The 25,987-nt window shown below is 66.2% G+C and carries 23 protein-coding genes and 1 pseudogene; 13 read left to right on the forward strand and 11 right to left on the reverse strand.

Going from position 1 to position 25,987, the window contains the following annotated elements; translation table 11 throughout:
* Nucleotides 1-57 precede the first annotated feature (57 nt).
* Complete coding sequence (locus tag J7D54_RS02010) at nt 58-1,014, forward strand: COX15/CtaA family protein (protein WP_182762588.1); 957 nt, start codon at nt 58-60, stop codon at nt 1,012-1,014.
* Here J7D54_RS02010 and J7D54_RS02015 read toward each other — a convergent pair.
* Nucleotides 980-2,029, reverse strand: coding sequence for a biotin/lipoate A/B protein ligase family protein (locus J7D54_RS02015; RefSeq protein ID WP_182762586.1), 1,050 nt, complete (start codon nt 2,027-2,029; stop codon nt 980-982). The genes J7D54_RS02010 and J7D54_RS02015 overlap by 35 nt on opposite strands.
* Before the next feature lie 428 nt (nt 2,030-2,457).
* On the opposite strand from J7D54_RS02015, the gene J7D54_RS02020 reads away from it, so the two are divergent.
* The 9 genes from J7D54_RS02020 (at nt 2,458) to J7D54_RS02060 (ending at nt 9,749) form a co-directional block, all read left to right on the forward strand.
* Nucleotides 2,458-2,964 carry a SigE family RNA polymerase sigma factor gene (locus tag J7D54_RS02020; RefSeq protein ID WP_182762584.1) on the forward strand — a complete coding sequence of 169 codons (507 nt, stop codon included), beginning with the start codon at nt 2,458-2,460 and terminating at the stop codon, nt 2,962-2,964.
* 1 nt (nt 2,965) lies between these two features.
* A complete protein-coding gene (locus tag J7D54_RS02025) occupies nt 2,966-4,051 on the forward strand; it encodes a hypothetical protein (protein ID WP_182762583.1) in 1,086 nt (361 codons plus the stop codon).
* Between the two features lie 296 nt (nt 4,052-4,347).
* Nucleotides 4,348-4,833, forward strand: a complete 486-nt coding sequence (locus J7D54_RS02030) for a SigE family RNA polymerase sigma factor (RefSeq protein WP_182762581.1) — start codon at nt 4,348-4,350, stop codon at nt 4,831-4,833.
* Between the two features lies 1 nt (nt 4,834).
* Nucleotides 4,835-6,250: a serpin family protein gene (locus J7D54_RS02035; RefSeq protein ID WP_182762579.1), complete on the forward strand. Its 1,416-nt coding sequence runs from the start codon at nt 4,835-4,837 to the stop codon at nt 6,248-6,250.
* Nucleotides 6,247-7,470: a serpin family protein gene (locus J7D54_RS02040; protein WP_182762577.1), complete on the forward strand. Its 1,224-nt coding sequence runs from the start codon at nt 6,247-6,249 to the stop codon at nt 7,468-7,470. Before J7D54_RS02035 ends, J7D54_RS02040 begins: the two co-directional genes overlap by 4 nt.
* On the forward strand, nt 7,467-8,681 hold the full coding sequence (locus J7D54_RS02045) for a serpin family protein (RefSeq protein ID WP_182762575.1): 1,215 nt from the start codon (nt 7,467-7,469) through the stop codon (nt 8,679-8,681). The genes J7D54_RS02040 and J7D54_RS02045 overlap by 4 nt, the downstream gene beginning before the upstream one ends.
* 94 nt (nt 8,682-8,775) lie before the next feature.
* Entirely contained in the window at nt 8,776-9,111 is a 336-nt protein-coding gene (locus J7D54_RS02050; RefSeq protein WP_182762573.1) for a hypothetical protein, read from the forward strand.
* Nucleotides 9,063-9,446 (forward strand): MerR family transcriptional regulator, encoded by a 384-nt coding sequence (locus J7D54_RS02055; protein WP_182762571.1) that lies wholly within the window; start codon nt 9,063-9,065, stop codon nt 9,444-9,446. Before J7D54_RS02050 ends, J7D54_RS02055 begins: the two co-directional genes overlap by 49 nt.
* Before the next feature lie 9 nt (nt 9,447-9,455).
* The gene (locus J7D54_RS02060; protein ID WP_182762569.1) at nt 9,456-9,749 is read left to right on the forward strand and encodes a hypothetical protein; all 294 of its coding nucleotides are present in this window, start codon (nt 9,456-9,458) and stop codon (nt 9,747-9,749) included.
* A gap of 185 nt (nt 9,750-9,934) precedes the next feature.
* Here J7D54_RS02060 and J7D54_RS02065 read toward each other — a convergent pair whose 3' ends face one another.
* From J7D54_RS02065 to J7D54_RS02070, 3 genes and pseudogenes are all read right to left on the reverse strand, one after another.
* A complete protein-coding gene (locus tag J7D54_RS02065; protein WP_245244079.1) occupies nt 9,935-11,500 on the reverse strand; it encodes a hypothetical protein in 1,566 nt (521 codons plus the stop codon).
* A gap of 225 nt (nt 11,501-11,725) precedes the next feature.
* A pseudogene (locus J7D54_RS14410) lies at nt 11,726-12,484 on the reverse strand (class I SAM-dependent DNA methyltransferase); the annotation flags it as partial.
* 198 nt (nt 12,485-12,682) lie between these two features.
* Nucleotides 12,683-13,684 carry an EcsC family protein gene (locus J7D54_RS02070; protein ID WP_182762565.1) on the reverse strand — a complete coding sequence of 334 codons (1,002 nt, stop codon included), beginning with the start codon at nt 13,682-13,684 and terminating at the stop codon, nt 12,683-12,685.
* Between the two features lie 94 nt (nt 13,685-13,778).
* Between J7D54_RS02070 and J7D54_RS02075 the strand changes: the two genes are divergently transcribed.
* From J7D54_RS02075 to J7D54_RS02085, 3 genes are all read left to right on the forward strand, one after another.
* On the forward strand, nt 13,779-15,890 hold the full coding sequence (locus J7D54_RS02075) for a prolyl oligopeptidase family protein (protein WP_182762563.1): 2,112 nt from the start codon (nt 13,779-13,781) through the stop codon (nt 15,888-15,890).
* Between the two features lie 139 nt (nt 15,891-16,029).
* Nucleotides 16,030-16,839: a hypothetical protein gene (locus J7D54_RS02080; RefSeq protein ID WP_182762561.1), complete on the forward strand. Its 810-nt coding sequence runs from the start codon at nt 16,030-16,032 to the stop codon at nt 16,837-16,839.
* On the forward strand, nt 16,832-17,392 hold the full coding sequence (locus tag J7D54_RS02085; protein ID WP_182762559.1) for a type II toxin-antitoxin system VapC family toxin: 561 nt from the start codon (nt 16,832-16,834) through the stop codon (nt 17,390-17,392). The genes J7D54_RS02080 and J7D54_RS02085 overlap by 8 nt, the downstream gene beginning before the upstream one ends.
* 499 nt (nt 17,393-17,891) lie before the next feature.
* On the opposite strand, the gene J7D54_RS02090 is transcribed toward J7D54_RS02085, so the two are convergent.
* From J7D54_RS02090 to J7D54_RS02120, 7 genes are read right to left on the reverse strand one after another with little or no spacing between them, the layout of a single operon-like run.
* Nucleotides 17,892-18,938: a DUF4432 family protein gene (locus tag J7D54_RS02090; RefSeq protein WP_182762557.1), complete on the reverse strand. Its 1,047-nt coding sequence runs from the start codon at nt 18,936-18,938 to the stop codon at nt 17,892-17,894.
* A 16-nt stretch (nt 18,939-18,954) separates the two neighbouring features.
* On the reverse strand, nt 18,955-19,317 hold the full coding sequence (locus tag J7D54_RS02095) for a sensory rhodopsin transducer (RefSeq protein ID WP_182762555.1): 363 nt from the start codon (nt 19,315-19,317) through the stop codon (nt 18,955-18,957).
* Nucleotides 19,317-20,237 carry a polysaccharide deacetylase family protein gene (locus tag J7D54_RS02100; RefSeq protein WP_182762554.1) on the reverse strand — a complete coding sequence of 307 codons (921 nt, stop codon included), beginning with the start codon at nt 20,235-20,237 and terminating at the stop codon, nt 19,317-19,319. Before J7D54_RS02100 ends, J7D54_RS02095 begins: the two co-directional genes overlap by 1 nt.
* A 38-nt stretch (nt 20,238-20,275) precedes the next feature.
* Entirely contained in the window at nt 20,276-21,262 is a 987-nt protein-coding gene (locus J7D54_RS02105; RefSeq protein WP_182762552.1) for a LacI family DNA-binding transcriptional regulator, read from the reverse strand.
* Between the two features lie 31 nt (nt 21,263-21,293).
* Complete coding sequence (locus J7D54_RS02110; RefSeq protein WP_076062622.1) at nt 21,294-22,274, reverse strand: ABC transporter permease; 981 nt, start codon at nt 22,272-22,274, stop codon at nt 21,294-21,296.
* Complete coding sequence (locus J7D54_RS02115; protein WP_076062623.1) at nt 22,271-23,803, reverse strand: sugar ABC transporter ATP-binding protein; 1,533 nt, start codon at nt 23,801-23,803, stop codon at nt 22,271-22,273. Before J7D54_RS02115 ends, J7D54_RS02110 begins: the two co-directional genes overlap by 4 nt.
* On the reverse strand, nt 23,800-25,941 hold the full coding sequence (locus J7D54_RS02120) for a glycoside hydrolase family 20 zincin-like fold domain-containing protein (protein ID WP_076062624.1): 2,142 nt from the start codon (nt 25,939-25,941) through the stop codon (nt 23,800-23,802). The genes J7D54_RS02115 and J7D54_RS02120 overlap by 4 nt, the downstream gene beginning before the upstream one ends.
* Nucleotides 25,942-25,987 lie beyond the last annotated feature (46 nt).

Below are 25,987 nucleotides of genomic sequence, written 5' to 3' on the forward strand. Positions count from 1 at the left end.
GGCGGCCAGGGAACCGCTGGATAGGCTTTCGGCGTCCGACGGCAAGGAGGCCAAGAGGTGGGTTCGACGACGGTGTTCAGGGTGGCCGCGGCGCTGCTCTTCACGACGATCGTGCTGGGCTCCGTGGTGTGCGCCACGGACTCCAGCTCGGCCTGCCCCGCGTGGCCCGTCTGCTACGCCGACCAGGTCGCGCCCGCCCCGCAGTTCGAGTGGCTGAACAACCCCGCCATCGAGTTCGTGCACCGGTTCATCGCCTTCCTTTCCCTGGTGTTCACGGGCTGGGCGGGGTGGCTCGGGCGCCGCTCCGCCGACGTGCGGGTCCGCGTGTTCCCCTGGGTGGCGCTGGGCCTGGCCGTAGGCTCCGCGGTGTTCGGGATGATGATCATCCTGTTCACCCTGCCGCTCGGCCTGGCCCTCATCGACGTCGGCGGCGCGATGATCGCCATGACGCTGATGACCGTCGCGTCGGCCGCGGTGACTTCCCGGGGCGACGACGCCGGCCCGCCGTCGGTGCGACGCCTGGGCCTCGGCGCCCTCGTCGTGCTGATCTCCATGCACCTGCTGGGGATCGTCGTGGCGGGCGTGACGTCGGCGGGCACGGGCTCGTTCACCCGCTGCATCAGCTGGCCCCTGTGGCTGGTGCTCGACATCGACAAGTACCCGGCGCTGCAGGTGGCGCGCATCGTGATGGCTGCCGCGGCGCTCGTGCTGATCGCGGCGACGGTGGCGAAGGCCGCGCGCAGCCTAGAGCTGCGCACGCCCGCCGTCGTGCTGGCCGCGCTGACCGTCCTCGAGTTGGCGCTGGGGCTGCTGATCCGAACCCAGGGGTTGGCGCTCACCCAGACCAACGGCATCAACGCCACGCTCGCGGTGCTGTACACCGCGCTGGCGTCGGGGATCGTGTGGGCGCTGGGCTACGTCACCGGGCGGGCGGGATCCGTCGCCCGACGTTCGCCTGAGCCCACGGTCCCGGAGGCCGTCACGGGATCCGCTTGGTCCACTCCTCGGAGCTGAACTTCGTCTCCACGAGGTGCTTCGCCTTCGCCAGTTCCTCGTCGGAGTAGTCGCGGCGCTGCGTGGAGTAGAGCGACTCGAAGTGCTTCAGGAACGACGCCAGGATCTCGTCGCGGGGCAGCTGGGTCTGCGACCGCAGGGGGTCGACGCGCTTGTTGGCCGACTTCGTGCCCTTGTCGGACATCTTTTCGCGCCCGATGCGCAGCACTTCGAGCATCTTGTCGGCGTCGATGTCGTAGGCCATGGTCACGTGGTGCACGACGACGCCGCCGGTGACCCGTCGCTGGGCGGCGCCGGCGATCTTGCCCTTGTCCGAGGCGATGTCGTTGAGCGGCACGTAGCGCGCGTTGACGCCCAGCTCCTTCAGCGCGCCCATCACCCACTGGTCCAGGAACTCGTAGGAGCGCTCGAAGCTGAGGCCCTCCACCAGCGACACCGGCACCACCAGCGAGTACGTGACGCAGTTGCCGGGCTCCATGAACATGGCGCCGCCGCCCGTGATGCGCCGCACCACGTCGATGCCGTGCCGCTCGCGACCCTCGTCGTCGATCTCGTTCTTGTAGCTCTGGAAGGAGCCGATCACCACCAGCGGCCGGTCCCAGTCCCAGATGCGGAGGCTGGGGCGGATCTCGCCCTTCGCGAGCTCCGCGGCGAGCACCTCGTCGAGCGCCACGTGCATCCGCGGGTCCATGGAGACGGGGCCGATGACGTCGAACGTGTGGTCTGACCAGTCCGTGGCGTGCCCGAGGGCGCGGCGCACCGCGATGCCCACCGACTCGGGCGTGAAGCCGATCATCTGCGTCTCGGAGTGCAGCCGCGCGGTGATGGCTTCGGCCATCTCCACCACCGACGACGTGGTGGGCATGCCGAGGAGCGCGCCGTTGATGTCGTCGAGGGCCTCGTCGGGTTCGAGGAAGAAGTCGCCGGAGATGGCCACGCGGCTGAGCCTGTCGCCCTCCTGCTCGACGTCGACCGCCACGAGTTTGCCGCCAGGAACCTTGTATTCGCCACGCATGTCGATGAGCTTACCCACCCGGGGTTGGGGCCCGTGGTGGCTGAGGGCTGAGTGAAGTTGTGCACCAAGTCCGCTGCACAACTCGACAACGCTTGGTGGGGACAGCGGCCACGACGGTGGGCTGAGTGAAGTTGTGCACCAAGTCCGCTGCACAACTCGACAACGCTTGGTGGGGGCAGCGGCCACGACGGTGGGCTGAGTGAAGTTGTGCACCAAGTCCGCTGCACAACTTCACTCTGCCTGGCCGGTTCGACGCGCGGGCAGCCGCGGCGCACCGACTCACCGCCCCAACTCAGGCATTTCGCCGACCCTGTGCACCGAGCCGCCCCCTCGACGCGTGCTGGGGGTGACACTTCGCCAACCCAGGAGACGCCGTGCCTGCCGTAACACTCGCCATCCCGGCTCCGGCCGCGGTTAGGGTGAGCCGTGTGAACGACGACGTCAGTGAGGCGACCCTCGGCTTCGAGGGGTTCGTGACGCAGCGCGGCCGGGGCCTCTGGCGCGCCGCGTGGTTGCTGACGGGCGACTCCCACCACGCCGAAGACCTCGTCCAGACCGCCCTCTCCAAGACGTTCACGCGCTACGGCGGCTTCGACAACGACAACCAGTTCGAGGCCTACGTCCGCACCACCATCTACCGCACGTTCGTGTCGTGGTGGCGCAAGCTCAGTTGGCGCAACGAGAAGGCGGCCGAGTTCGTGGCGGATTCGGCCGCGCCCGAGACCCCGCACGGCGTCAACCTTGACCTGATCCGCGCCCTCGACGAGCTGCCCCGCATGCAGCGCGCCGTGCTGGTGCTGCAGTACTTCGAGGATCTCCCCACCGACGACATCGCCCAACGCCTGGGCATCTCACCCGGCACCGTCAAGACGCATTCGCACCGCGGCCGCGCCGCCCTGCGCGCGTCCAAGCACCTCGCAGGAAGGGGTGAGTGACATGAACGACAACCTCCACGATCTCTTCAAGCAGTCCGTACCCCAGGCGCCCGCCCCCAACGGCTGGGCCGCCGCCGCCCGCCGCCGGCGCCGCAGCCGCCAGATGGTCGCGGGCAGTCTCTCGGCCGGGCTGGTGATCGCGCTGGCTGTTCCGCTGGCGCTCAACCTGTCGTCGGAGCGGACGCCGAACCTCGTCGCGTCCCCGGAACCGACGGTGAGCTCAGCCGCGCCCACCACCTCGCCGGAGGAGACGGCTCAGCCCTCGCCCACCGCGATGGAGCCGTCGCCGGAGGTGTCGCTGTCGACGCGACGCGACAGCCAGCCCGGAGCCGAGGTCTGCTACAACGAGGTCGACGAGCCGGTGGGCAGCTGGATCAACATCGGCACCATCGACACGGGTGCGGCCCGCGCCTGGCTCTGCACATCCGATTACGGCACGGTCGGCCCGCTGGAGCCGCTCGTCGTGGACGTCGACGGGCTCGTCGAGGCCCTCTACGCCCAGCCGCCGCTGACCGAGGCTGACGCCCCGGAGACCGCACAGTCCTACACCGTGATCTTCGAGTACGACAACGGTCGCAAGGCCTCCTTCACCGGCGACATCCAGGACTCGACCGAACTCACCGACGGCGACACCAGCCTGCAGGGGAGCGACGCGTTCTTCCGCGACGAGATCGAGGCCCGCTGGTTGGCGCAGCGCCAACAGCTCGGACGCCCCGCGGGCGAGTACACCCCGGCGCAGGCGTGCCCCGTGACGTTCAACCAGGCGCTGTTCGCAGTCGAGCTGGACGAGGTGGTGGGCGGTTACGCCTGCGCCCTGGAGGCCGGCGAGCCGACGAAGAACGTGGAGCTGCGTGAATCCGTGGCTGCTCAGATCGGGGCGGAGGCCCTGGCCAACTCCGTCCCCACCGAGGCCGCGGGCAGCGGCGACGCCGGGCAGCGCACCCTGGTGCTCCGCAACGTGTGGGGCGACGAGATCCGGCTCGAGCAGCGCGGCGACAGCTACGAGTTCCGCGGCGAAGACAGCCTGATGCGCTGGACCCCCTCGGCGGAGTTCGCGGCCGAGCTCGACGCGCTCTTCGCCGGGTGAGCCGCCGGGGCGCCGTCGACGCCCGGCCCGCCGTCGAGGGGTGGAGGCAGAGTGCAGTTGTGCAGCGGACTTGCTGCACAACTTCACTCTGCCCGGCCCGGGAGCGCCGCCCCCAGCCGGGCGTTGTTGAGTTGTGCAGCGGACTTGCTGCACAACTTCACTCTGCCCGGCCCGATGCCGATGCCCCTACCCGCGCCCCCCTGTCCGCCACGCCCCGCCCCACCCAGCCCAACCGACCGCTTCTCCGTGACAACCTCCCGCGACCCCCACCGCGTCGTTAGGGTGAGGAGGTGGCCATGCAGGGCATCGAAGCGTTCATCGCCCACCGTGGTGGCGACCTCCTCCGCGCCGCGTGGGTGCTCACCGGCGACTCCCAGCACGCGGAAGACCTCCTCCAAACCGCGTTGGCGAAGTCGTTGGGCGCCTATGACAACCTGGCCAACGACCACAAGTTCGAGGCCTATCTCCGCACCACCATGTACCGCACGTACATCTCCTGGTGGCGACGGCTCAGCTGGCGATCCGAGATCCCCAGCGAGGTCCCCGACGACGACCAACCCGCCGCGGACGCCACCGCCGAGCTCCGGCTCGACGTGCTGCGCGCCCTGGCCACCCTTCCCCGCATGCAGCGGGCGGTGGTGACCATGCGCTACGTCGAGGACCGGCCCATCGCGGAGGTGGCCGAGGCGCTGGGCATCAGCCAGGGCGCGGTGAAGAAGTACGCCCATCGAGCGTGCGCCGCCCTCCGGGAGTCGACGCACCTCACGCCCCAGGAGGCTTGAGATGAACGACGACGACATCAAGGACGCACTCAACCGCGCCGCTCCCCACCCCACAGTTCCCGCAGGCCTGCTCCGGGGGGCGCTCCGCCGCCGTCGGCGCACCCGTGGGCTGGTCGCCGCCGGTGCCCTCGCGCTGGCCGGGACGCTGATCCTGCCGCTGGCGCTGAACCTGGGCAACGGCGCCGGGCCCGTGGCCGAGCCCGCCTCCGCGCCGGTGACCGACGCGGTGGCCGAGGTCGCCGAATCCACCCACCCCCCCGTCGAAGAGGCAGCCCCGGAAGCAGAGGGGACGCCCCAGGCCGCCTCCGGTGAGGAGTCCGTCACGGTCTCCCCGGAGTTCGCCGCCACGCGTTCCCTGGAGCTGGGCTGGGACGTCATCCAGGCAGCCGATGGCCCCAACCGCGTCGTGTCGCCCTCATCCCTGGTCATGTCGCTGGTGCAGGCGGCCGAGGGCGCGGAGGGGGCATCGCTGGCCAGCATCGACGACGCCCTCGGCCTCACCGGCGACTCCCGGGCCGCCTCATTCGCCGCCCTCCGGGAGCAGCTGCTGCCCTATGACTCCCTCCCCGCAAGCCTCGACGCCGACGACCCGCCCGAGACTCCCGTCGTGCATCAGGCCAGCCGCGTGCTGGCCATCGACTCGGAGCTGAAGCAGCCGTTCCTCGAGCGCATCGCCCTCTTCTATGACGCCCAGGCCGAGTCCACCACCTTCGACGACGCCAAGGCCAACCTCGACGCCTGGGCAACCAAGCACACCGCCGGCCTCATCGAGCAGTCCGCGATCGAGCCGAAACCCGATTTCGTGGCCGTCCTGCAGGACGCCCTGCTGTTCGCCGCCGCCTGGCGCGACGAGTTCCGCTACGAGCAGCCCATCAGCTTCACCACCCCGGCGGGGGCCAAGACGGTGGAGGGGGTCTCCGACATCCTGCCGGTCGCCTACGCCGAGGGGGAGCGCTGGACGGCCGTGCGGCTCCCGTACGACGACAACCTCGCCGCCGACGTCATCCTCCCGACGGCGGGGGTGGCCCCCGAAAGCCTCACCGTCGAGGATCTCGAGGCCGCCCGCGGGGCCCTGGATGCCGCCGAGCCCGCGCCCATCAACGTGACCATGCCCACCTTCGACCTGACCGCCAAGACCGACCTCCTGAACGCGCTGCCCCAGCTGGACCTGTCCAACCTCAACGGCATCTTCGACGGCGGCTTCGCGGGGCAGTGGGTGCAGCAGGCCAAGCTGATCGTCACGGCCCAGGGCACGGTCGGCGCGGCGCTGACCGAGATGGCCGTCTTCACGAGCAGCGGGGGCTCCGCGGAGCGCGAGTTCATCGTCGACCGCCCGTACGTCTTCCGCGTCTCCGACACCCGCACCGGCTGGCCGCTGTTCGTGGCCGCAGTCTCAGACCCGAGCGAGGAATCATGAACATCCGCTGGCTGAGCCTCATCACGGCCCTCGCCCTCACCGCCTGCGCCCAACCCGCCCCGGCGATCAACGCAGGCGAGGCGAAGGGCGCCGTCGCCGTCCTCGACCTGCCCTACGAGTCAACGCCCTCCGTCGACGAGGCGGCCGACGCCTCCGAGGCGCTCGGCTGGCTCGCCGTCCAGAACGGCGAGGGCCTCAACCGGGTGGTCTCGCCGTCGTCCCTGTCCATGTCCCTCGTTCAAGCTGCTGAAGGCGCTCGGGGCGCGTCGCTCGAGAGCATCGACGACGCCCTCGGCCTCGCCGGCGACCACAGGGCCCGCGCCTTCGGGGCCCTCCGCCAATCCCTCCTCGAGTACGACGACCTCCCCAGCAAGGTGGATGCCGACGACCCGCCCGAGACCCCCGTGGTGCACCAGGCCAGCCGGGTGCTGGCCGTCGACTCCGAGCTCCAGCAGCCCTTCCTGGACCGCCTCTCCGAGTTCTACGACGCCCCCGCCGAACAGGTGACCCTCGCCGACGCCAAACCCAACCTGGACGCCTGGGTCAAGAAGCACACCGCCGGCCTGATCCCGCAATCCGCCGTGACGCCCGACGGCTCCACCGTGGCCGTCCTCCAGGACGCGCTTCTGTTCGCCGCCGCCTGGGCGCAGGAGTTCACGGGCGAGCCGGCCATCCCGTTCGACACCCCCGACGGAGTGAAGCCCGTGGACGGGCTCGCGGGCACCTTCTCCGTCCGCTTCGCCGGGGGTGAGCGCTGGACGGCCGTGCGGCTCCCGTACGACGACGCCCTGGCGGCCGACGTGATTCTGCCCCGCCCCGGCGTCGACCCCGTGGAGCTGACCGAGCGTGAGCTCGCCGAGGCCCGGTTCGTGCTGGCGCAGGCTGAGCCGGAGCCGGTGGACGTCACCATGCCGGCCTTCGACCTCGCCGCCAAGACCGACCTCCTCAAGGCCCTCCCGGACATCGACCTCAGCGACCTCGGCGGCATCGTCGAGGACGGCTTCGCGGCCCAGTGGGCCCAGCAGGCCAAGCTGATCGTGACAGCCAAGGGCACCGTCGGCGCCGCCGTGACCGAGATGGTTATCGCGACGAGCGCCGGATCGTCGGTAGAGGTGCGCACGTTCACGGTGGACCGCCCGTATGTCTTCCGCGTGCTGGACACCCGCACCGGCTGGCCCCTGTTCCTGGCGGCCATCTCCAACCCGAGCGAGGAATCATGAACATCCGCTGGCTGAGCCTCATCACGGCCCTCGCCCTCACCGCCTGCACCGTCACCGCCGAACCCGCGACAGAGGTCAAGGGCGCCGCGGCCGTCCTCGACCTTCCCTACGACACCACCCCCAACGTCGACGAGGCGGCCCGCGTCTCCCAGGAGGTCGCCTGGCGCGTCATCCAGAACACCGAAGGCAACAACCGCCTCACCTCCCCGAGCTCCCTCAGCATGTCCATGGCCCAGGCCGCCGAGGGCGCGCAGACCGTCTCGCTGCAGAGCTTCGACGACATCCTGGGCCTCACCGGCGACGAGCGCGCCAAGGCGTTCGGCGCCCTCCGGCAGGCGCTCGCCCCGTACGACTCCCTCCCCGACGAGGTGGACGTCAACGACCCGCCGGAAACCCCCGTCGTCCATCAGGCCAGCCGCGTCCTCGCAGTCGACGCGACGGTGGAGCAGCCCTTCCTCGACCGCCTGGCAGAGTTCTACGACGCGGCCGCGGCGCAGTCCCCGCGCGCGGAGGCGCAGGCCAGCCTCGACGAGTGGGTCAAGCTCCACACCGCCGGCCTCATCGAGAAGTCGGGCGTCAAGGTCAAGCCCAACACGGTCGCCGTGCTGCAGGACGCCGTCCTGTTCGCCGCCGCGTGGCGCACCCCGTTCGAGCAGGAGCGCAAGGTCCCGTTCACCGGCCCGGCCGGCGCGGGTGAGGTGGACGGCGTGAGCGGCATCGTGACGGCCCGCCTCGCCGAGGGCGACGGTTGGACGGCCGTGCGGCTGCCCTACGACGACAATCTGGCCGCCGATGTCGTGCTCCCCGACGAGGGGACGGGCCCGGAGGAATTGGCCGCGGAGGACCTCGAGGCAGCGACCGCCGCCCTCAACGACGCCTCGGAGCAGCAGGTGATGGTGGTCATGCCGTCGTTCGACCTCAAATCCAAAACGGACCTCATGGAGGCCCTCCCTGAGATCGACCTCAGCGACCTCAGCGGCATTTTCCCCGGCGGCTACGGCGAACAGTGGGTGCAGCAGGTGATCCTCCAGGTCAGCGCGAAGGGCACCGTGGGCGCGGCCGTCACCGAGTTGGCGGTGGCGGAGAGCGCCCCCATGCTCGACGGCGTGTTCGAGGTGGACCGCCCCTACGTCTTGCGCGTGCTCGACACGCGTACCGGCTGGCCGTTGTTCCTGGCGAGCATCGCCGATCCCGCCGCCAACGCTGGTTGAGCCGCGAGCTCCGCGAGCGTGGCTAAACCGCCGACACACACGCCGGCCCTCGCGCCTTGACCTGAAGTGCACTTCAGCTCTTAGCGTCAGCTCCATGAAGCAGCTCAACATCGCCCTCCGCATCGTCTTCGCTGCCGCTGCGGCCCTCCAGCTCGTCCTCGCCGTCGCCGTCCTTCCCCGCGCTTGGTGGATCTCCCTCCTCTTCCTGGCAGCCGCCGCCCTCCTCGGCCGCGGCGCGCTCCGAGGCTGCCGCCGTAACCTCATCCTCGGTTCGGCCCTCGCCGTCATCGCGCCGCTGGCTGTGGGCCTCTCCGGCGTCGAGCCATTCGACATCTGGCACCACGTCGTCCGCATCCTCGTCCTGGCGGGCATTCTTGGCGCATGGCTACTCTCTCGTCCATCGGCGCCGTCGCCCGCACCGTCGGTGTGAGCGTCGAGGCCGTCCGCTACTACGAGGCGGAGGGCCTGATCGCCCCACCCAGAGACGACTCCGGCCGCCGCCGCTACCGCGAGGTTGATGTCGACGCACTGCGCGTCATCACCGCGCTGCGGAAGGCGGGCTTCGGCATCCGGGAGATCGGCGACCTCATGGCCGTGAAGCGCGGCGAGGACTCGCCGGTGCAGAGGATCGACGCCGGACTCGCCGCCCTCGCACAGCTCGCCCGGCACCTCGATGAGCGCCAGGCGGCCCTCGACGACGCCCGCAGCCTCTGCCAGCAGTGGGAGGGCGACCTCCGAACGGCTCGGCAGCAACTGGCCCCATAGGCTGGTTCCATGACCTACCCCCACACCCGCCGCGACGACACCGTCGACAACCTCCATGGCACCGCCGTCCCTGATCCGTACCGCTGGCTCGAGGACGCCGACAACCCGGAGGTGCAGGAGTGGGTGGCGGCGCAACGCGACTTCACTGAGGCCCAACTCCAGCACCTCCCCGCCCGCGGCTGGTTCACGGAGCTGATGGGCAGCATCGTCGCGCGACCCCGGTCGGGCATGCCGCTGCCGGAGGCCCTGCCTTCTCGTACAGCACGCGCAGCAGCGTCTCACCGGAGCGCAGAAGCGACCTAGCCGTCTCCGGTGACATGAGAGGACGGCAGCGACCCTGACCACCGCCCTGCAGGAAGGGATTGGGAGACAGTCGCTGCCTGCCTGCCAGCCCTTCTTGATCAATAGGCAAGCTGTCGCCGTTCCTCATGCTGATGGGCTTGACCGTGGCACTCGAATCAGAGAAGGCAATCTGCGGTCCGCAAATCTCACTCGACACCAGCGTTGTTCTCAAGCGCGTTCCGGTTCAGTGCGCCGAACTCGTGACGGAATCCCTCGAGGTCGTCTTGTAGTTCGCTCTCAGAGCCATGCTGGTAACTGATCATCCGAACGCGAATGCCGTCGGTGCGGTTGTAGAAGTAGGTGGTGTAGTGAGCATGCTGCGGAGCGGCCCTGAGTTGCACGAATTGGACTAGCCGCAGGGGGGACTCCGAGCCGTCTCGAACTAAATACAGCTCGCCGTCGATCATCAGGTCACCTACGCTGAAATCCTGAGTTGCAAAGGGGGAGCGAGTGCCGATGGCTACCTCTGCGGATTGGACGAGCCCGTCGCGTCCACGTCTCGCGCTGCCGGCACGGACTAGTAGAAGTTGGGTCCACACACTACCCAGCAGTTGCCGAAGGTCTCTGAGATCCGAAACGAGAGATTGAACTTGGGCTCGGTACTCGTCATCGGATGTGTACCCGTTGTGTCCCAGCCAACTGTTTCGCTTGGCGTTCACCTCCTTGAACTTGGTGACAATGCCCTTTGAAGCTAGACGTTCAATCGCCGTGCGGCTCAAATCGCCGAAGGCTCTACGAATGCGAGCCGCTTCGTCAGCATCACCTCTGGCCAGTGCGGTGCGAAGTTCCTTGGAAGTTCGCTCGGTGATGACTACCCACGTCCCGAATGTGGATCGTTCAATTCCCAGGTTTTGGTCTTTTAAAGTCTCGCTGATGGACCCTTCGAGTTCGGCACTGTTGCCTACGTCGCTCCGGTTCGCGGAGAGAAGCACCGTGGCGTGGAAAGTCACGATTGCTTCCCACGCATGCAGATACGCGCGTTGCTGTTCTCCCGGCGAGGAAGCCGCTCTCGCTGTCCACAGGGCGGAGGCGATGGGGAACGGCAAATCCTCAAGCCAAGAGCTGAGCGAATCGTCAAAGGCCCGAGAAAATCTGTTCAATATCTCGTCGATGTTTTCAGGAGCCGACCACATGCTCTCACGCTGAGTGCTGAGTTCTGCTTGAAAAGAGCCCAACCGTTCATCCGCTGAGGCGAGCCTGCGCTGAACACTGGGCTCGGGCAGAGGAACGATGAGTTCGTCCGCCCAACTCATCAATGATCTGGGATCCGAGCGCAATGCCTTGGGTAGTGTGCCGGTGCTGCTAGCTTCGAGCGAGCGCTGTCGACTCATGATGCCCGCCTCCGAGTTGAGCCAAGCCACCAGGAAGGGCGCAAGCACCCTCTCATCGTCGAGTTGCACGGCGAGAACTCGGCCGGTCGCCTTGGTATCGGGTGGGCGCGAGGATGCGTCCCCATTTGCGCTGGTGGGCACGAAAATCTGGTCTCCGCTGACCGTGCCCCCATCTTGAGAGAGCACGGACGGCGCTGCACAAATCAGACTGATGAGACGCCTGTTGGGCCACCCCTTTGCTTCCAAGTCCTTCAGCACTTCGCGCGAGTCGTCAGCGAAGATCCGGCTGGGGTCTAAATCAATGAACTCGCGCGGGCCACGTTCGATCGAAATTCCGGAATCCGGCCCATAGCGAGATTCGATGAACTCGTCGTTGATCACCGCGTCGCAGTAAGTCGTGAGGCGCCACCGGAGGTGGCTGCCCGTTCTGGATACGCGCGAAAGCAGGGCCTCCCTCCGTATGAACTGGTTGGGGGCAACCGAACGAGTTCGTGGCCCTGAGCGTCCTGTCCGCAACGCTGATTCAAGTTGACGGAATGCCGAGACCGGCATTGAGCGACTGCGATGTTCCGTCGTGAACTGTGTCTGAAGATCGGCAATCACTGTCCGGTCTCTGCGGTCCTTATCAACTTTGTTGGTGAATGTCAGAAGATATAGCGGTATTGACGTTGTGGGACCCAGACCCTCAGGCAACCGTGTTACGGATTCGAGGAGTCCAGCGTCGATTATCCTTCGCCGTATGGGCTCGCTGCTGTCCGCGCTTAGCGCGCTCGGGTTGACGAGAGCGGCAACCCGCCCCCCTCCCTCGCGAGCGGGCCGTAGCTTCTCAATCGCCAAGGAGATGAAGAGCCACGTAGCGTCCGTCGCCGGAGGGAGACCAAAGCTGAAAGCCCCTGACATCCTGCGGGACTCCACGACTGACCTCGAACTATGCCAATCCATGCCCCAGGGCGCATCGACGATGACAAGATCGGCGATGAAGGCGTCGAACTCATCAGCCTCTATCGTGTTGCCTACTGCGATCTGCGCATCCGCGACGCCCTCAAACCGCCGCCTGCTCGTTGTCACCGCGGCGCCACTTATGTCCTGGCCTCGGTAACGAACGTGCACCCCTGAAGATTCCAAGGCGTGAGTGAGCAGAAACCCGGCGAACCCCGAGCCTGCCGCTGGGTCCCAAACGTCGACAGAGGGCAAGCTCTGGTCCAACCTGCTCAAGCAGCCGACAGACAAAGCGCGTGCCAGTGCGATGCTCGTCGATTGTGAAGGTTCTAGGACACCGCAAAGCCGGTCTGAGAACGGCGCTATGCCTGGGTCGCCAAGGGCGAAGTGAACCGCGGGGTGCTCATCTCTCACGTCAGCGTCCACGACCTTCCATGCAATGCAACCGCGTGAAAGGGCGGCTGCGTCCCCTCCGGCCTATGCCAGACTATATCTACAGGAATGGACTGCACGCGGCGCTGGACCTGTTGGCGTACACCCCGCTGCCGTGGATCTCTCACGCCGCCGCAAGCATCGAGGTGCGGTTTGCCGCTGCCGTTAAGGCGCCCGTCCAGCTTGCAAGTCCTACGTCCATGTTTCGCTCGCGTCCGGGCCCTGGTCCCTGTCGTCGGCGAGCTCGGCAAGGCTGGCTGGCAGTTGGAGTCCGTACTTGTCGGCCATGAAGAGCGTCTGCCCGTAGAAGCGCGACTGCTTGGCCACATCCCCCATCACCCAGGCGTTGGTCCCAGTGGTTGTGATGAGCGCCACCACAGGGATGCCCTTGGCCACCTGGCGTACGGGGACGAGGTTGCCCTTGTTCCACGTCTTCATCAGCTTCTCGAGCGCCTGGACGATGCGATGGTCGTTGCGCAGTTTGTCGCTCCAACGCACACGGTCCTTGACCGCCTGCATGGCGTAGTTGGCGTCGCGGGCGATTCCGGCCTTCGGTACCTGTTTGCGGAAGGTCCGTTTGACCATCCTGCTCAAGACCTCTTTGGCCTCGGGATCTTTGGGGTCCAATCCGTATGCGTAGCAGACTCGGGTCGCGATGGCCGTCGCCAGCATCTGCATCAGCACGATGTCCAAGGTGATAGCCGCAGCCCCTCCTGCAACAGGGACCAGCGCCAAGGCGCCGAGGCCCGCGCCTTCAGCTGCGCCGAGCGTGCGCCACTTCAGGGTCATGCCGTGGACTAGTTCGTCGGCCTCCCTCAGGTCAAGGGTGCGGATGTCGGGAATGGCGTTGACGTCGCGGCCTCGTCTCCGATGAAAGGCAACAACCTTGTCGGGGTCGATCAGCTCAACGATCCAGTCGTTGACGAGCTCGATGAGATGTCCGGCCGCCTCGACGGTGGGTTCCAGAAACGCATCGCCAGCGTCTCCGAGCTTGTCCTTGACGACTTGAGGAGTGTGGTCGGAGATGGCTGTGCCGGCACGTTTGGCGAACTCGCCAGCCGCATCACCGGCCCGAGCTGCGGCACGCCTGATCGGTGCCGGCACCAACTGCTTGCGGTTGGCCTTCTTCTGCCAGTGCGCTTCCAGTTCGCTCCAGCGGACCGCCTCGTAGGCGGACATCGTCGATGACGTCATGGTCGGACGGTAGCAGTGGCCACCGAGGTGCATCGACGGAAGACACCAACCACCACCCCCACCCCTCCTGGAACACGCCCCATAGGCTGGTTCCATGACCTACCCCCACACCCGCCGCGACGACACCGTCGACAACCTCCATGGCACCGCCGTCCCGGATCCGTACCGCTGGCTCGAGGACGCCGACAACCCGGAGGTGCAGGAGTGGGTGGCGGCGCAGCGCGACTTCACCGAGGCCCAACTCCAGCACCTCCCCGCCCGCGGCTGGTTCACGGAGCTGATGGGTCGCATCGTCGCGCAACCCCGGGCGGGCGTGCCGCTGAAGCGCGGCGGCCGCTGGTTCGTCAGCCGCAACGACGGCACCAGCGCGCAGGACCTCTGGTACACCGCGCCCACGCTCGAGGAGCTGGTCGACGGGGGAGAGGTCGTCCTGGACCCCAACACGTGGAGCGACGACGGCACGTCCTCGCTGTCCACCTTCACCGTCGCCCGCGACGGCTCGCTGATGGCCTACGCCCGCAGCGACGGCGGCTCGGACTGGCAGCACATCCGCACCCGCGACCTCCGCACCGGCGAGGACCTCGACGGCGAGGTCACCGCGAAGTTCTCCAGCCCCGCGTGGCTGCCGGACAACAGCTCGTTCCTGTACACCACGTTCGACGAGGCCGACGACGCCCGCGGCACCGCGACGGCCGGCCTCGGGGTGGCCCGCCTCATGATCCACCGCCCCGGCGGCGACGACGAGCTGCTGTTGACCTTCCCCGACGAGCCGCACACCATGGCCAGCGGCGAGGTGAGCCACGACGACAACTGGCTCGTCGTGAGCATCTTCCGCGGCACCGAGAACGTCAACCGCCTGTGGGTCTACCCGATCACCACGGCGGACGGTCGCTCCACCCTCGGCGAACCCGTCAAGCTCCTCGACACCGCCGACGCCGAGTACACCCTCATCCGCACCGACGGTGGCCACATCTACGTTCACACCGACCTCGACGCCCCGCTGGGCCGGGTCATCCGCCTGAACGTGGCCGGCGGTGAACTGACCGGGGTCGTCCCGGAATCCGACGCGACGCTCGCCGCCGTCGAAGCCGCGGGGGAGGGCCTGCTCCTGGCCTACCTCGACGACGCCCAGCACCGCGTCGAGTACCGCAACCTCGACGGCTCAGATCCGCGCCCCGTCGACCTCCCAGCCGGCGCCCTGGTGGCCCTCGACTCCTCCCCGCTGCGCGACGAGGCCTTCGTGGGCCTCAGCACCATCGCCGCCCCCACCGCGTCCTTCCACGTCCCGCTGCCGGTGACCGAGGCTGCCCCTGCGACGGAGGAGCCGGGCAGGCCGAAGGGCCCCCGCACCCTCCCCGCCGAGCCCGTCACCCTCTCGGCGGCCTCCGAACCGTTCGCGCCGTCCTTCACCATGGAGCGACACCGCGCGCCCAGCGCAGACGGCACCCCCGTCCCGTACTTCCTCATCACCCCCGACGACGACCACTCAGGCCCCCGCCCCACGCTCCTCTACGGCTACGGCGGCTTCAAGATCCCCGTCCTCGCCGACTACCGCCCCGGCTGGTCCGCGTGGCTGGCGGCCGGGGGAGCGCTCGCGCTCGCCAACCTCCGCGGCGGCGGCGAGTTCGGCACCCGCTGGTACGATGACGGCCGCGTAGCCAACAAGCAGCGCGTGTTCGACGACTTCATCGGGGTGGCCGAACACCTCATCTCCACGGGCGTCACCACCTCGAAGCAGCTGGCGATCTACGGCCGCTCCAACGGCGGCCTCCTCGTCGGCGCCGCGCTCACGCAGCGCCCGGACCTGTTCGCCGCGGCGCTGCCCACCGTCGGCGTGCTGGACGTGCTGAGGTTCCACAAGTTCACGATCGGCTCGGCGTGGATCAGTGACTTCGGCGACCCCGACACCCCCGAGGGCTTCGATGCGGCCTTCGCCTACTCGCCGCTGCACCGCATCCAGGAGGGCACCCAGTACCCGCCGACGATGATCCTCACCGCTGACCACGACGACCGGGTGGTGCCGCTGCACAGCTTCAAGTTCGCGGCGGCCCTGCAGGCCGTGTCGCCCGCCGAGGCGTGGCTCCGGGTGGAGACCTCAGCCGGTCACGGTGCGGGGAAGTCGTTGCAGATGGTCGCCAGTGAGTGGGCGGACCTTCTCGCCTTCCCCGCCCACCACACCGGCCTCGAACCTGCGCACAATAGGTGATTCACTACGCTTTTTGTTCTGCGGCGTGAGTCGCGTGCACTCTGCCTACGATGCAGTCATCGAGGCTTCAGTAGGCGCGGGGAGCTGAGGCTAGTCCGTTGCTGCACGAGTTCTCGGGATACTAGCTACGCTAACCCGCATGGCGACCGCGACGGGTCTCGAGGTGCGTGTTCACGAAGGGCGTGAACGCGCGGAGGCGAAGCGTGTCACCAATACGGTCGACCAGGTCCTTGCGTCCCTGCATGAGATCGACCAGATGTACCTGCTCCGGGCCGTTCGGCCGACGTGGGTTATGGCTGACATGGATCGGGTGGATCAGGTCCTGGTGATAAGGCTTGAGGCCCGCCACCAGCGGCGTCGAGAGATGGCCGATTTGCTGGTGCCAGCCGAGGCGCTGGTAGCTGGGGCGCGGGTTCTTCGGGAGCTACCCGAGGTGCCGCCTCTATTTGCGCCGAGGACAGTGCAGAGGCTCGGTGGTTTGGCCGAACCTAAAGACGGCGTCCAGCACGTGACGCTGGCAACATACAACGGCTCGGCCAATCGGCCCGTCGCGCTCGATGAGGCAGTGAGAGCCAACGCAGCCGCGGCTGTGAGGCCCTTCGAGGTGGCCCACGGAACTGTGACCGGGTACCTGACGACTTTGTCTGACGCCAAGCAGAAGGGTGCCGTAAAGGTGGGCGTCAAGACCTCCACTAACCTCGTCGTGAAAGGCCTCGTCCCTGAGCAGTTGGCGGATCGTCTCCGATCGCTGTGGCGGCATCGCGTCTCGGTTCTCGGCCGGATTCGCCGGAACGCTCAAGGACAACCCCTCCTTATTGACGTGGAACACCTCGAGCAGATGCCCGAAGACAACTCCCTTCGTCCCTCGACGGACGAGCTGCTCGGTATCGGTGCCGAGTGGTTCACAGACATGACGGTTGACCAGTTCCTGGAGCAGATTCGTGAGTGAACGCGTGCGCATCTATGTCGACTCGAACATCTACTGTGATTTGCTCGGCAAGAACAAGGAGCGCGACAAGGACAGTGGCCAGCATCGCTGGATTATTGCGAAGAAGGTCTTCGATGCGGTGAACGATGATCGGATCATTCTCTGCGCTTCCTCACTCATCGAGGCTGAGGTCTTGTGCCTTGGTGACGTGAGGAACAAGCATCACAATCTGGAGAGGGTTCGCGAGTGGTTCCGCGCTCCGGCGACAGAGTGGACAGAGGTCGACCGCTTCTTGGCGAGAGAGGCTGGCCGGCTCGCCAAGGAGTGGAAGCCGTATATGGCGAACCCCGACGGCAAGCTCGGCGGAGCGGATGCCACGCATCTTGCCGCCGCCATTCGTCTCAAATGCGACTTCCTAATGACGCACGACGAGGCCTTCCCTCTTGGCCACGACGTCGAAGGCGTCCGTGTCATGCGTCCAGACGTCGTCTGGCCCGAGCATCTCATGGATGAGGGGATCTCTGGGGCCGAGACGATGAGCCGCCAGCGTGTGCGTCAGCGGGAGGCAGGTTGAGCCTCCGATTCAACCGTTAGCGGTATCAAACGCACAAGAACCCCGCCCACCTCGAGAGGTGGGCGGTGTTCGCTGTTGCTCGCGCAGGGGGCGGATAGTTACAGGTTTAGCCGCGCGGGGGGATTACTGCGCTGCACTCTGTGAGCAGGACTCCGTACGGGGTGTGCAGCCCCCTGCCGGCGCTGCATTTCTGGAGGAGGGTTGGCTGCTCGGGACGCCTCGGCCGCAAACACGCCCACAGCCACCATCAGGAGAGCCCCTAGCTGGACCGCATTTGCTGCTAATCGGCCCCCTGCCTTGTGCCCATCTGTTTGTGTGATATATCAGGTGGTCACGGGAACCGGCGCCTATCCAAACGGTAGTTCGGTGGTGTCGTGGATCTCTTTCCGATCGTGGGCGCAGCGGCGTGATGTCGATCAACTGCATCCGTAGTACTGCGCCTAATCGTCGATTGCTACCGTCGCGAGGAGGTGCCGGCCGCGAGTGCCCGCCGGGGTGGTCACAGGAGCGGGGCGGCAGTCTCATCAGGGTCGAAGAAGTCCACCTCAATGTTGAAGGCGACGCTGGATCCGCCCGGGATCCAGCGGATCAGACCGTCCCTGTCCGCTGCCGCCCTGCCGCGATGGTGGGCGCTGGCGGGCAGGCAGAAGCCGGCAGCCTGCTCCTCGCCCGTGTTCGAGATCCACCTGATCGCCAACGGCAGATGTTCGGTTTCGTAGCTCACGCACGCCGCCCGCCCGTCAGGCCTGGTCTGCATGAAGTGAGCCCATCCGTCGGCGTCTGGTGTCGGCCGGAGGATCGCGCAGTACTCGGGAACGATCCGGCGTTGGGGGTCGACGGAGTCCCCCTTGCGCAGGTCAGAGCCGATGCCCTCCAGATAAGCGGCCGTCGCGGGCTCCTGCGCGGGGTGTGGAGCAAGCTCGAAGTGCTGATCGTCGAACGGGACCGTTTGGACGAGCCGTCCACCCTCGAAGAGCGGCCAGTTCACGTGGCAGAGGTACGTGTAGCCGAACGGGTTGCTGCGATGATTCGAGATCTGGACGTTGAGTTCGAGGCCCGTGCCGTCCTCGCGGAGCGTGAGCGTTGGCTGGAACGTGACGTCGGCCGTATGGCTCACGCGGTGTCGGAACTGCCCGGTAACCCCGACCCATCCGTCACCGAGGAGGAGGCGAGCGTCACCGAAGAGGCCGTTGGGCAGTTCGCCGTGGTGCGGGTGAGTGTCCTCCGGCCCGGGCGCGCCCAGGCCCGAGAGCCCGCAATGCAGGAGGAAGCCGCCGTAGGTCTCGCCGAACGCGGTTGACGCCGAAGGCTCGTCGAACGTGCTGATCATGGTCAGCGGCTCGCCATCGACGGTGTAGCGCCACACCTGCTGCCCGCGGAATGGCAACACGATGAGTTCGACACGCTCGGTGACGAGCCGCAGCGCGGCTACGCCGGAGGCGTAGCGGAAGGTGGACACCGCCGCGCCGGGGGAGTCCAGCAGGGGCTGCTCGTGGGCCTCGAACATGGCCTCCCGCAGGAGGATGCTGCGCAGCGGTGTCTCCATGACGTCTCCTTCTGGCTCAGTCTTCGTGATATCCGGGAGTGGTGTAGAACGCCATGTTCGGCTGCCGCACATCAAGGCGCCCGTACTGGGCGACGATGCCCACGTCGGAGGTGAGCCGGATGCCGTACTGGACCTCGCGCGGGAGTTCGAACCCGCCCATGTCGGTAGTCACGTTGGTGCGCAGGCACCGCACCCGCTCCGGTTCGACGTCGACGGTGAACCTGTCAGGTGCTTTGTCCGCCCAGTACAGGGCCACCTCCACCCGGGCTTCCTCCGAGTTGGGATTGAGGATGATGATGGACTCGTGCCCCTGCGGGTCCCCGTCGCCCGGGGGCGGCAGTTCCCCGTCGGGGAAGTACCAGGTCTTCTTGCCCGCCATCACACACCCACCCGCTGTGACTGCCGCTCCCTGACAAGAGCGGGGACGTCCTTCGCCTGCATGAAGACCGCGCCCTCGGCCTTGAGGCCCTCGATGAGGATGCGCAGTTCGTCGATGGCGCCCGGACCCACGTTCTCGGTGATGAATGACTCCGGGATCACCGTGGCCTCGCCGAAGTTGTAGCTCTTCTCCATGGGCCAGAACTCCCAGGGATGGATGTAGAAGCAGAGGTAGGTGTCGATCTGCTTGCCGTCGCAGAACTGCTTGAACGCCATCGAGCGCTCCAGCATGTACCGCCCGCCCTTGGTGCGGAACAGGGGCCATTGATCTCGATCTCGCTCCAGGCCAGGGTCGTTGGACTCCATCACCATGTCGGCGAAGTTCGGGATCTGCAGGACCGAGGAATCGCCCCGCTGGGTCCAGTCCTCGAGGCTGGAGAAGTACGGCGCGAACTGCTCGCGGTGGAAGTACATGGGGTAGGTGAGATCCGCTACGTAGCCCAGTTCGTCCAGGGCCCTCACCACTGCGGTGGAGCCCCACAGCCGGGGGCAGCGGAACGAGACCGGGCGGACCCCGGTGGCCTGCTCGATCAGCTCGGTGTTGAGCCTGAGGCGGGGCAGCACCTCGTGTTCTAGGATCGGCTTGGTGCCGGGCAGGTCGAAGAGCGGGTCGCCGACGGTCTCGTGCTGAAGCGAGTGGGATCCCACCTCGTGGCCCCGGGCGAGGCACTCACGGGCCACCTCGGGATGTGCCTCCACCGAATCCCCGGTGAACAGGAAGGTGGTGGTCACGTCGGTCTCCTCGAAGAGATCCAGGAGGAGCGGCGTGCCCTTCGTCAGGCCCTCGTAATAGGGCGTGAAGCTTCCGACGTCGGTCTCCATGTCGGTGCCGATGACCACGGTGATGGGGTTCTGATTCATGTGATTGTCTTTCTGTCTTGCTTCGTTCTGCATGCTGCTCAGGTGGTTTCGCCGAGATGGAACTCGGCATCGAAGAGGTGCGTCTCGCCGCTGTAGTGGCCGTCCATGCCGTCCTGGAGGAGTTCCCAGGCCTTTTCGGCGATCTGGTCCACGGGCTGAACCATCGTGGTGATGACGGGTCGCATGAATCCGTACGTGTCGATGTGGTCGAAACAAGCGACGGCGAGGTCGCGGGGGACCGTCATTCCCCGTTGGCGGGCCATCCGGACAGTGGCATACGCCAGAACGTTGTTCTGCGCGATCACGGCAGTCGGGCGATCATCGCCCTCCATGATGGCGCCCACTTTGGCGTACCCGTCGGCGTACTGGAAGTTGGTGCGCACGATCCACTCCGGATTGAGCGCCAGGCCATTGGCCACCAGGCACCCCTCGAACCCGTCGAGACGCTCACGAGCGGAGGATTCGCCGGCCGGCCCCACCACGGTGGCGATCCGGCGGTGGCCACGGTCGATGAGGTGCTGCGTCAGGCTGTAGGAGGACCCCACGTTGTCGGCACCCACGAAGTTGCAGCCGAAGTCCCCCTTCGGCAGGTTGTCAACGAAGACGATCTGCTGCAGGAGCGATTCGGGCAGCGACGAATATACGTCGGCCCCTGCGGTGGCGACTACCAGCCCGCCCACAGTCGACGAGCGGAGATGCGTGACGAAGGCCTCCTCGCGTGCCGCGTCCTCACCAATGTTGAACAGCATCGGGGTGTACCCGGCGTGGCTCACCAACCGGTCGATGGACTTGAAGAGGAGGGCGTAGAACTCGTTGCTGATGTCTGGTACCACTACGCCAAGTGAGTTCACCCGCTGCATTTTCAGGGCCTGGGCCATCTGATTCGGCAAGTAGTGAATCTTGCCCGCATAGGCCAGGACCTTCTCGCGAGTCTCTTCGCTCACCCTCCCCTTGCCGTTCAGGACCCGCGAGATGGTGGACTCGCTGACGCCGAGTTCGTTGGCTATGTCTCTCAGAGTGGGCATCTCTCACCGCCTTGGTAATGCACCTGCTGCTCTACTTGCGCTTGGAGTTCACGTCGATGAGCACCACCGTAATGAGGATGAGGCCCTTGACGATCCACTGGAAATAGGTGTTCACGCCGATGAGCACCATCGCGTTGGAGATGACACCGATGAGGAAGGCGCCCAACACAACTCCGAGGACGTTTCCGCGGCCGCCGAATAGCGAGGTTCCACCGAGGACGACGACGGTCATTACCTCGAACAGCATCGCGTCGCCCAGCGTGGCGGAGCCCGACATTGTGCGGGCCGTCAGGCCGATGCTGCCCAGCGTGGCCAGGAACGAACAGATGATGAAGGCCACCATGCCGATGAACTTCACGTTGATCCCCGACAGCCGCGCCGCGTCTGCGTTACCGCCAACCGCGTAGAAGCTCCGCCCCAGCTCGGTGTGCTGCGTGAAGACGTAGCATGCCGCCGTGACCAGCACCATCAGGTAGACGGGCACAGGCACCGAGAACAGGTACCCCATGCCCAGATAGTTGAGCCAGCTCGGCAGACCACTGATGGGAAGCCCGCGCGAGTACAGGAACGCGATGCCCGTCAGAACGTTCATGGTGACGAGCGTTGCAATGAAGGAGGGAACCTTGCCGTAAATGACGAACAGCCCGTTCACCATCCCCAGGACGATCGAACTCAGCATGACCATGAGGAGCGCCACCCAGATGCTGAGCCCCTGGTTCGCGACGAGACCGGCCAGGAGAACCGATTGGAGCCCGATGGCCGAGCCGATCGACAGATCCAGGTGACCGATGAGGATGACGAAGAACTGCCCCAACGCCACGATCGACAGGAACGAGATCTGGCGCGCGATGTTCATGAGGTTGCCGAGTTCCAAGAACCGGTCGATGGTCACGGAGCAGATGGCGAACAACGCCAGGAAGAGGAAGAGGATCATCCACTCGTTGACGAAGGCCCTCACGCCTCCAGAGAAGCGGGTGCTCTTCGCGGCGTAGGTTGCGGTTGCGGTAGTCATCTCTCTGCTCCCAACAGACTGGTCATTACTTCAGATTGGTTCAACCGGTCTCCTTCGAAGGAGTCACGGATCCGCCCTTCGTAGAGGACGTATATGCGGTGCGATAAGCCGAGCAGTTCCTCAATCTCGGGCGAGACGAGGATCACCGACTTTCCCTCGGCGGTGAGAGCCGCGATGAGTCTGTAGATCTCGCTCTTCGCCCCGACATCAATTCCCCGGGTGGGCTCATCCATCAGGAAGATCTCTGTGTCGGCGATCAGCCACTTCCCGATGACGATCTTCTGTTGGTTTCCCCCGGACAACTTTGTCGTGGGCTGCCATAGGTTGGAGTAGCGGAGCTGAAGCGACTCCAAGGTGTCGTAGGACTTTCGCAGCTCAGCCTCGTCGTCCATGAACACACCCCACTTCTTGAACTTGCGCATCGAAGGAAGGGTGGCATTCTTCCTGACATCCAGCGCGCTGTTCAGGCCCAGGCGCTTGCGTTCGTCAGGGATGAGGCCAAGCCCATGCTGGATGGCTTTGCGCGGGGACGTCATGGAGACCGCTTCGCCGTTGACACGGATGGTGCCCTTCTTGACCTTGTAGTCTCCGAAAATCGCCAGCAGCAACTCGGACTTACCGGCTCCCACAAGGCCGGCAATGCCCACAACCTCGCCCCGGCGCACTTCCAGATCCACGTCGAAGAACGCGTCGCTGGTGAGCCCTTCCACCTGCAACACCACGTCGTCGTCCGGGGGGTTGAGGGTGGGGTAGACCTGGCTTAATTCGCGCCCCGCGATCAGTTCGACGAGCTTGGGCTTCGTCAACTCGGTCACGTCCCCGGTCCTGATGTGGCGGCCGTCCATCAGCACCGTGTAGCGATCACAGACGCTGAAGATCTCATCCAAACGGTGGGAGATGTAGATGATGCCCTTGCCGTCTCGTTTGAGGAGCTCGACGATGCGGAAGATGTTCTCGATGTCGTTCTCGGGCAGCACGGCGGTCAGCTCGTCCAGGATGATCACCTGGGCTTCCTGGGACAGCGCCCTCGCCAACTGCACGAGTTGTTTCTCGGCGGTGCGGAGGTACTTGACCGGCACGTCGAGGTGGATGTCGACGCCCAGGTAGGTGAGCAGTTCAGCCGCGCGGGCACGCTGGGCGCGTCGGTCGATGAACGGCCCACGCTTCGAGTAGTTGCCGACGTAGATGTTCTCCAGCGCGGTCATCTCCTCCATCAGTTGGAACTCCTGATGGACCACGGCGATCCCGAGGGCCTGCGAGTCCCGCACGTCATAGTGCTTCGGGACCCTCTGGCCTCCCACGAACAGCTCGCCCGAGGTGAGGGTGTTCTCGCCGATGATGCACTTGGCCAGGGTGGACTTACCCGCGCCGTTCTCGCCCACCAGCGCGTGGCATTCGCCGGGGCGCAGGTCGAACGAGACGCCGTCGAGGGCCAGTACCCCGGGAAACTCCATGCGGGCGTTGCGGATCTCGACCAGTGGCGTGGTGGTGATCTCCTGGGGTGTCACTTCCTGTGCGACCGCGCTCATGATGCGTCCTTGTCTGAGAGCCAGAGCCACCCCAGCGCTTCGATGCCGGAGCAGATGATGTCGTTGTCCGTGTCCTCCGGGTGACGCAGGTTGTGGATCAGCCGCTTCATCTCGTGATACGGCATCATGCAGCTGCGGACCCCGGTCCATCCCACCGGCATGAGGTCGAAGAACATCTCTTTGGCGATGTCGAAATCGCGCTCGTTGAGATGGAGCACCTCGTCCAGGAGAAGGTCTCTCTTCTCGGGCTCGCGCTCGCGTTCGTAGGCCAACGCCGCCAGGACGAGGTCATAGATGACCCGGTTGCGACGCTCGGCGTTCTCCAGGCGATCGAAGTGCTTCGACCACACCTTCAGGCGCGGGTTAACCTGCAGCTCGGCCCGGATCGCCCGGATCTCGGTCAAGAGCGGCTCGTGGTTGGCGACGGCCTGCTCGATGCGGGGGATGTCCGCGTCGGTCATCTTGTTCGACTGGAACGGGAACGGCGTCGTGTAGAGGGGGATCTGGCTCTCGTGGATGGTGAGAATCTCCCGCATCACCCGTAGCACGCGGGCACCTAGAGCCGGGCCGAAGGTAGTGGTGCCCACGCGGGCGAAGAACTCGTCCTGTTCCAGCCGTGAGCCCCAACCGTAGTTGCCGTGCGCGAAGAGATGCAGGAACAGGCCGAACCATTCGAAGATGTAGCCGTTGATGCCGTGGACGTCCGCTTCCACGCTGCCGATGTGCTGCTCGATGTCTCGTTCGATGACCTGGACGTTGGGCTCATCCCCGTAGCGGATCATGTTGGACTCGAAGGTGCGGTACAGGCGGCCCATCGTCGAGGTGATGGAGTTGGACTCCGTGTCTCGCGCCCAGATCCGGTGCTTGCCGAACGCCTTGACCCACTTCTGGAACTCCGTCGGGGGCACGTAGAGCGCAGGGGCCCAGAACAGCACGATGTCGTCCGGCAGGGCATCGGCGGTGGCCTGGAGCCACGCGGGGTCCTTCTCGAGGGGTGGCTGGCGGAAGGCCCGGATCCCGATGATGATGTCCGGGTTGACCTGTCGCACCTCCTCCCGGATCTTCATCAGCAGCTCCAGGTTCGCCTGGTGCTTCGCTTCGCCGGGCGTGTCCGCGTGCTGCCCCCACCGCTCGGTGCAGCGTTGGCAGGTGCAGAACCAGAAGCCCTCCTCGCTTTCCTCCAAGGTGTAGCCGTCGAAGCCGAGTTCGGCGATGCGGCGCATCGCGGTGAGGATGTAGCTGACGGACTCCTTGTCCGAGAGGCACACCGAATCGAAATCGTTCAGGAAGTCGCTGCCGGCCGGGGGGACCATCCGCTTCTCGGGGTGCGCGATGGTCCATCCGCCGTTGTAGGAGTTGAGGCCCACGTAGGCCATGATCTTCACACCCATGCGATGGGCGAGTTCGATGAAACGCGGCAAGTAGTTGTCGGCAACGTTGGGGTGGGAGTACTTGACCTTGATGAAGCGCCCGTTCTCCTGGTTCCACACCTCGACGGGGATGTCGGTGAACGAGGTTTCGGGATACTCAGGGAACTCGAAGGGCCAATAGCCGTACATCACCATGTTCAGCTGGTTGATCTTCTGGTCGACGCACTGATGCAGGAACAATTCCCATTCGTCGTAGCCCCACAGCTGCATGTCGAACCCGATCCGTCCGTAGCCGGCGTACCAGCTGAAGGTGGGAGCGACGGCGCGCACGGGGATGGAGGGGTAATCGACCATGAGGCAGGTGGGCAGCGAGAGAGTGCCGGGCGGGTTGTCACCGCGCACCTCGCGCTCGGCGAGGAGCTGCTTCAGTGAGGTGAGGCCATTGATCAGTCCGTCTCTTGCCTGGGCCGAGAGCCTGACTCCGTCGTCCCGGATGTCCAGAACGTAACCCTGCTCCGCGAACATCTCCGGCTTGGCCAGATTCACTGCCGCGTCCTCGATACTGCCCTGGTGCACGTGCACGGGGAACGCGTCAGGGGCGTCGGCGAAGATGCCCGGGTAGTTGTGGAAGCGGAGCACCGCGAGATCCCGGACCTCGTCGGGCGTCAGCGCGTCCACATCGTCGGCCGTCAGCCGCAGATGGGTGAAAGCTCGCGTGGAACCGTCGTGGTGAATGAGGTGTTTGGGCTCGGGCAGGATGCTGATCATGGCGGGAAACCTTTCATGGATGGGAGGGTGGCGGGCGGGATTCGCG

Origin of the sequence: Tessaracoccus sp. MC1865, from assembly GCF_017815535.1 — a bacterium.
Taxonomy (GTDB): domain Bacteria; phylum Actinomycetota; class Actinomycetes; order Propionibacteriales; family Propionibacteriaceae; genus Arachnia.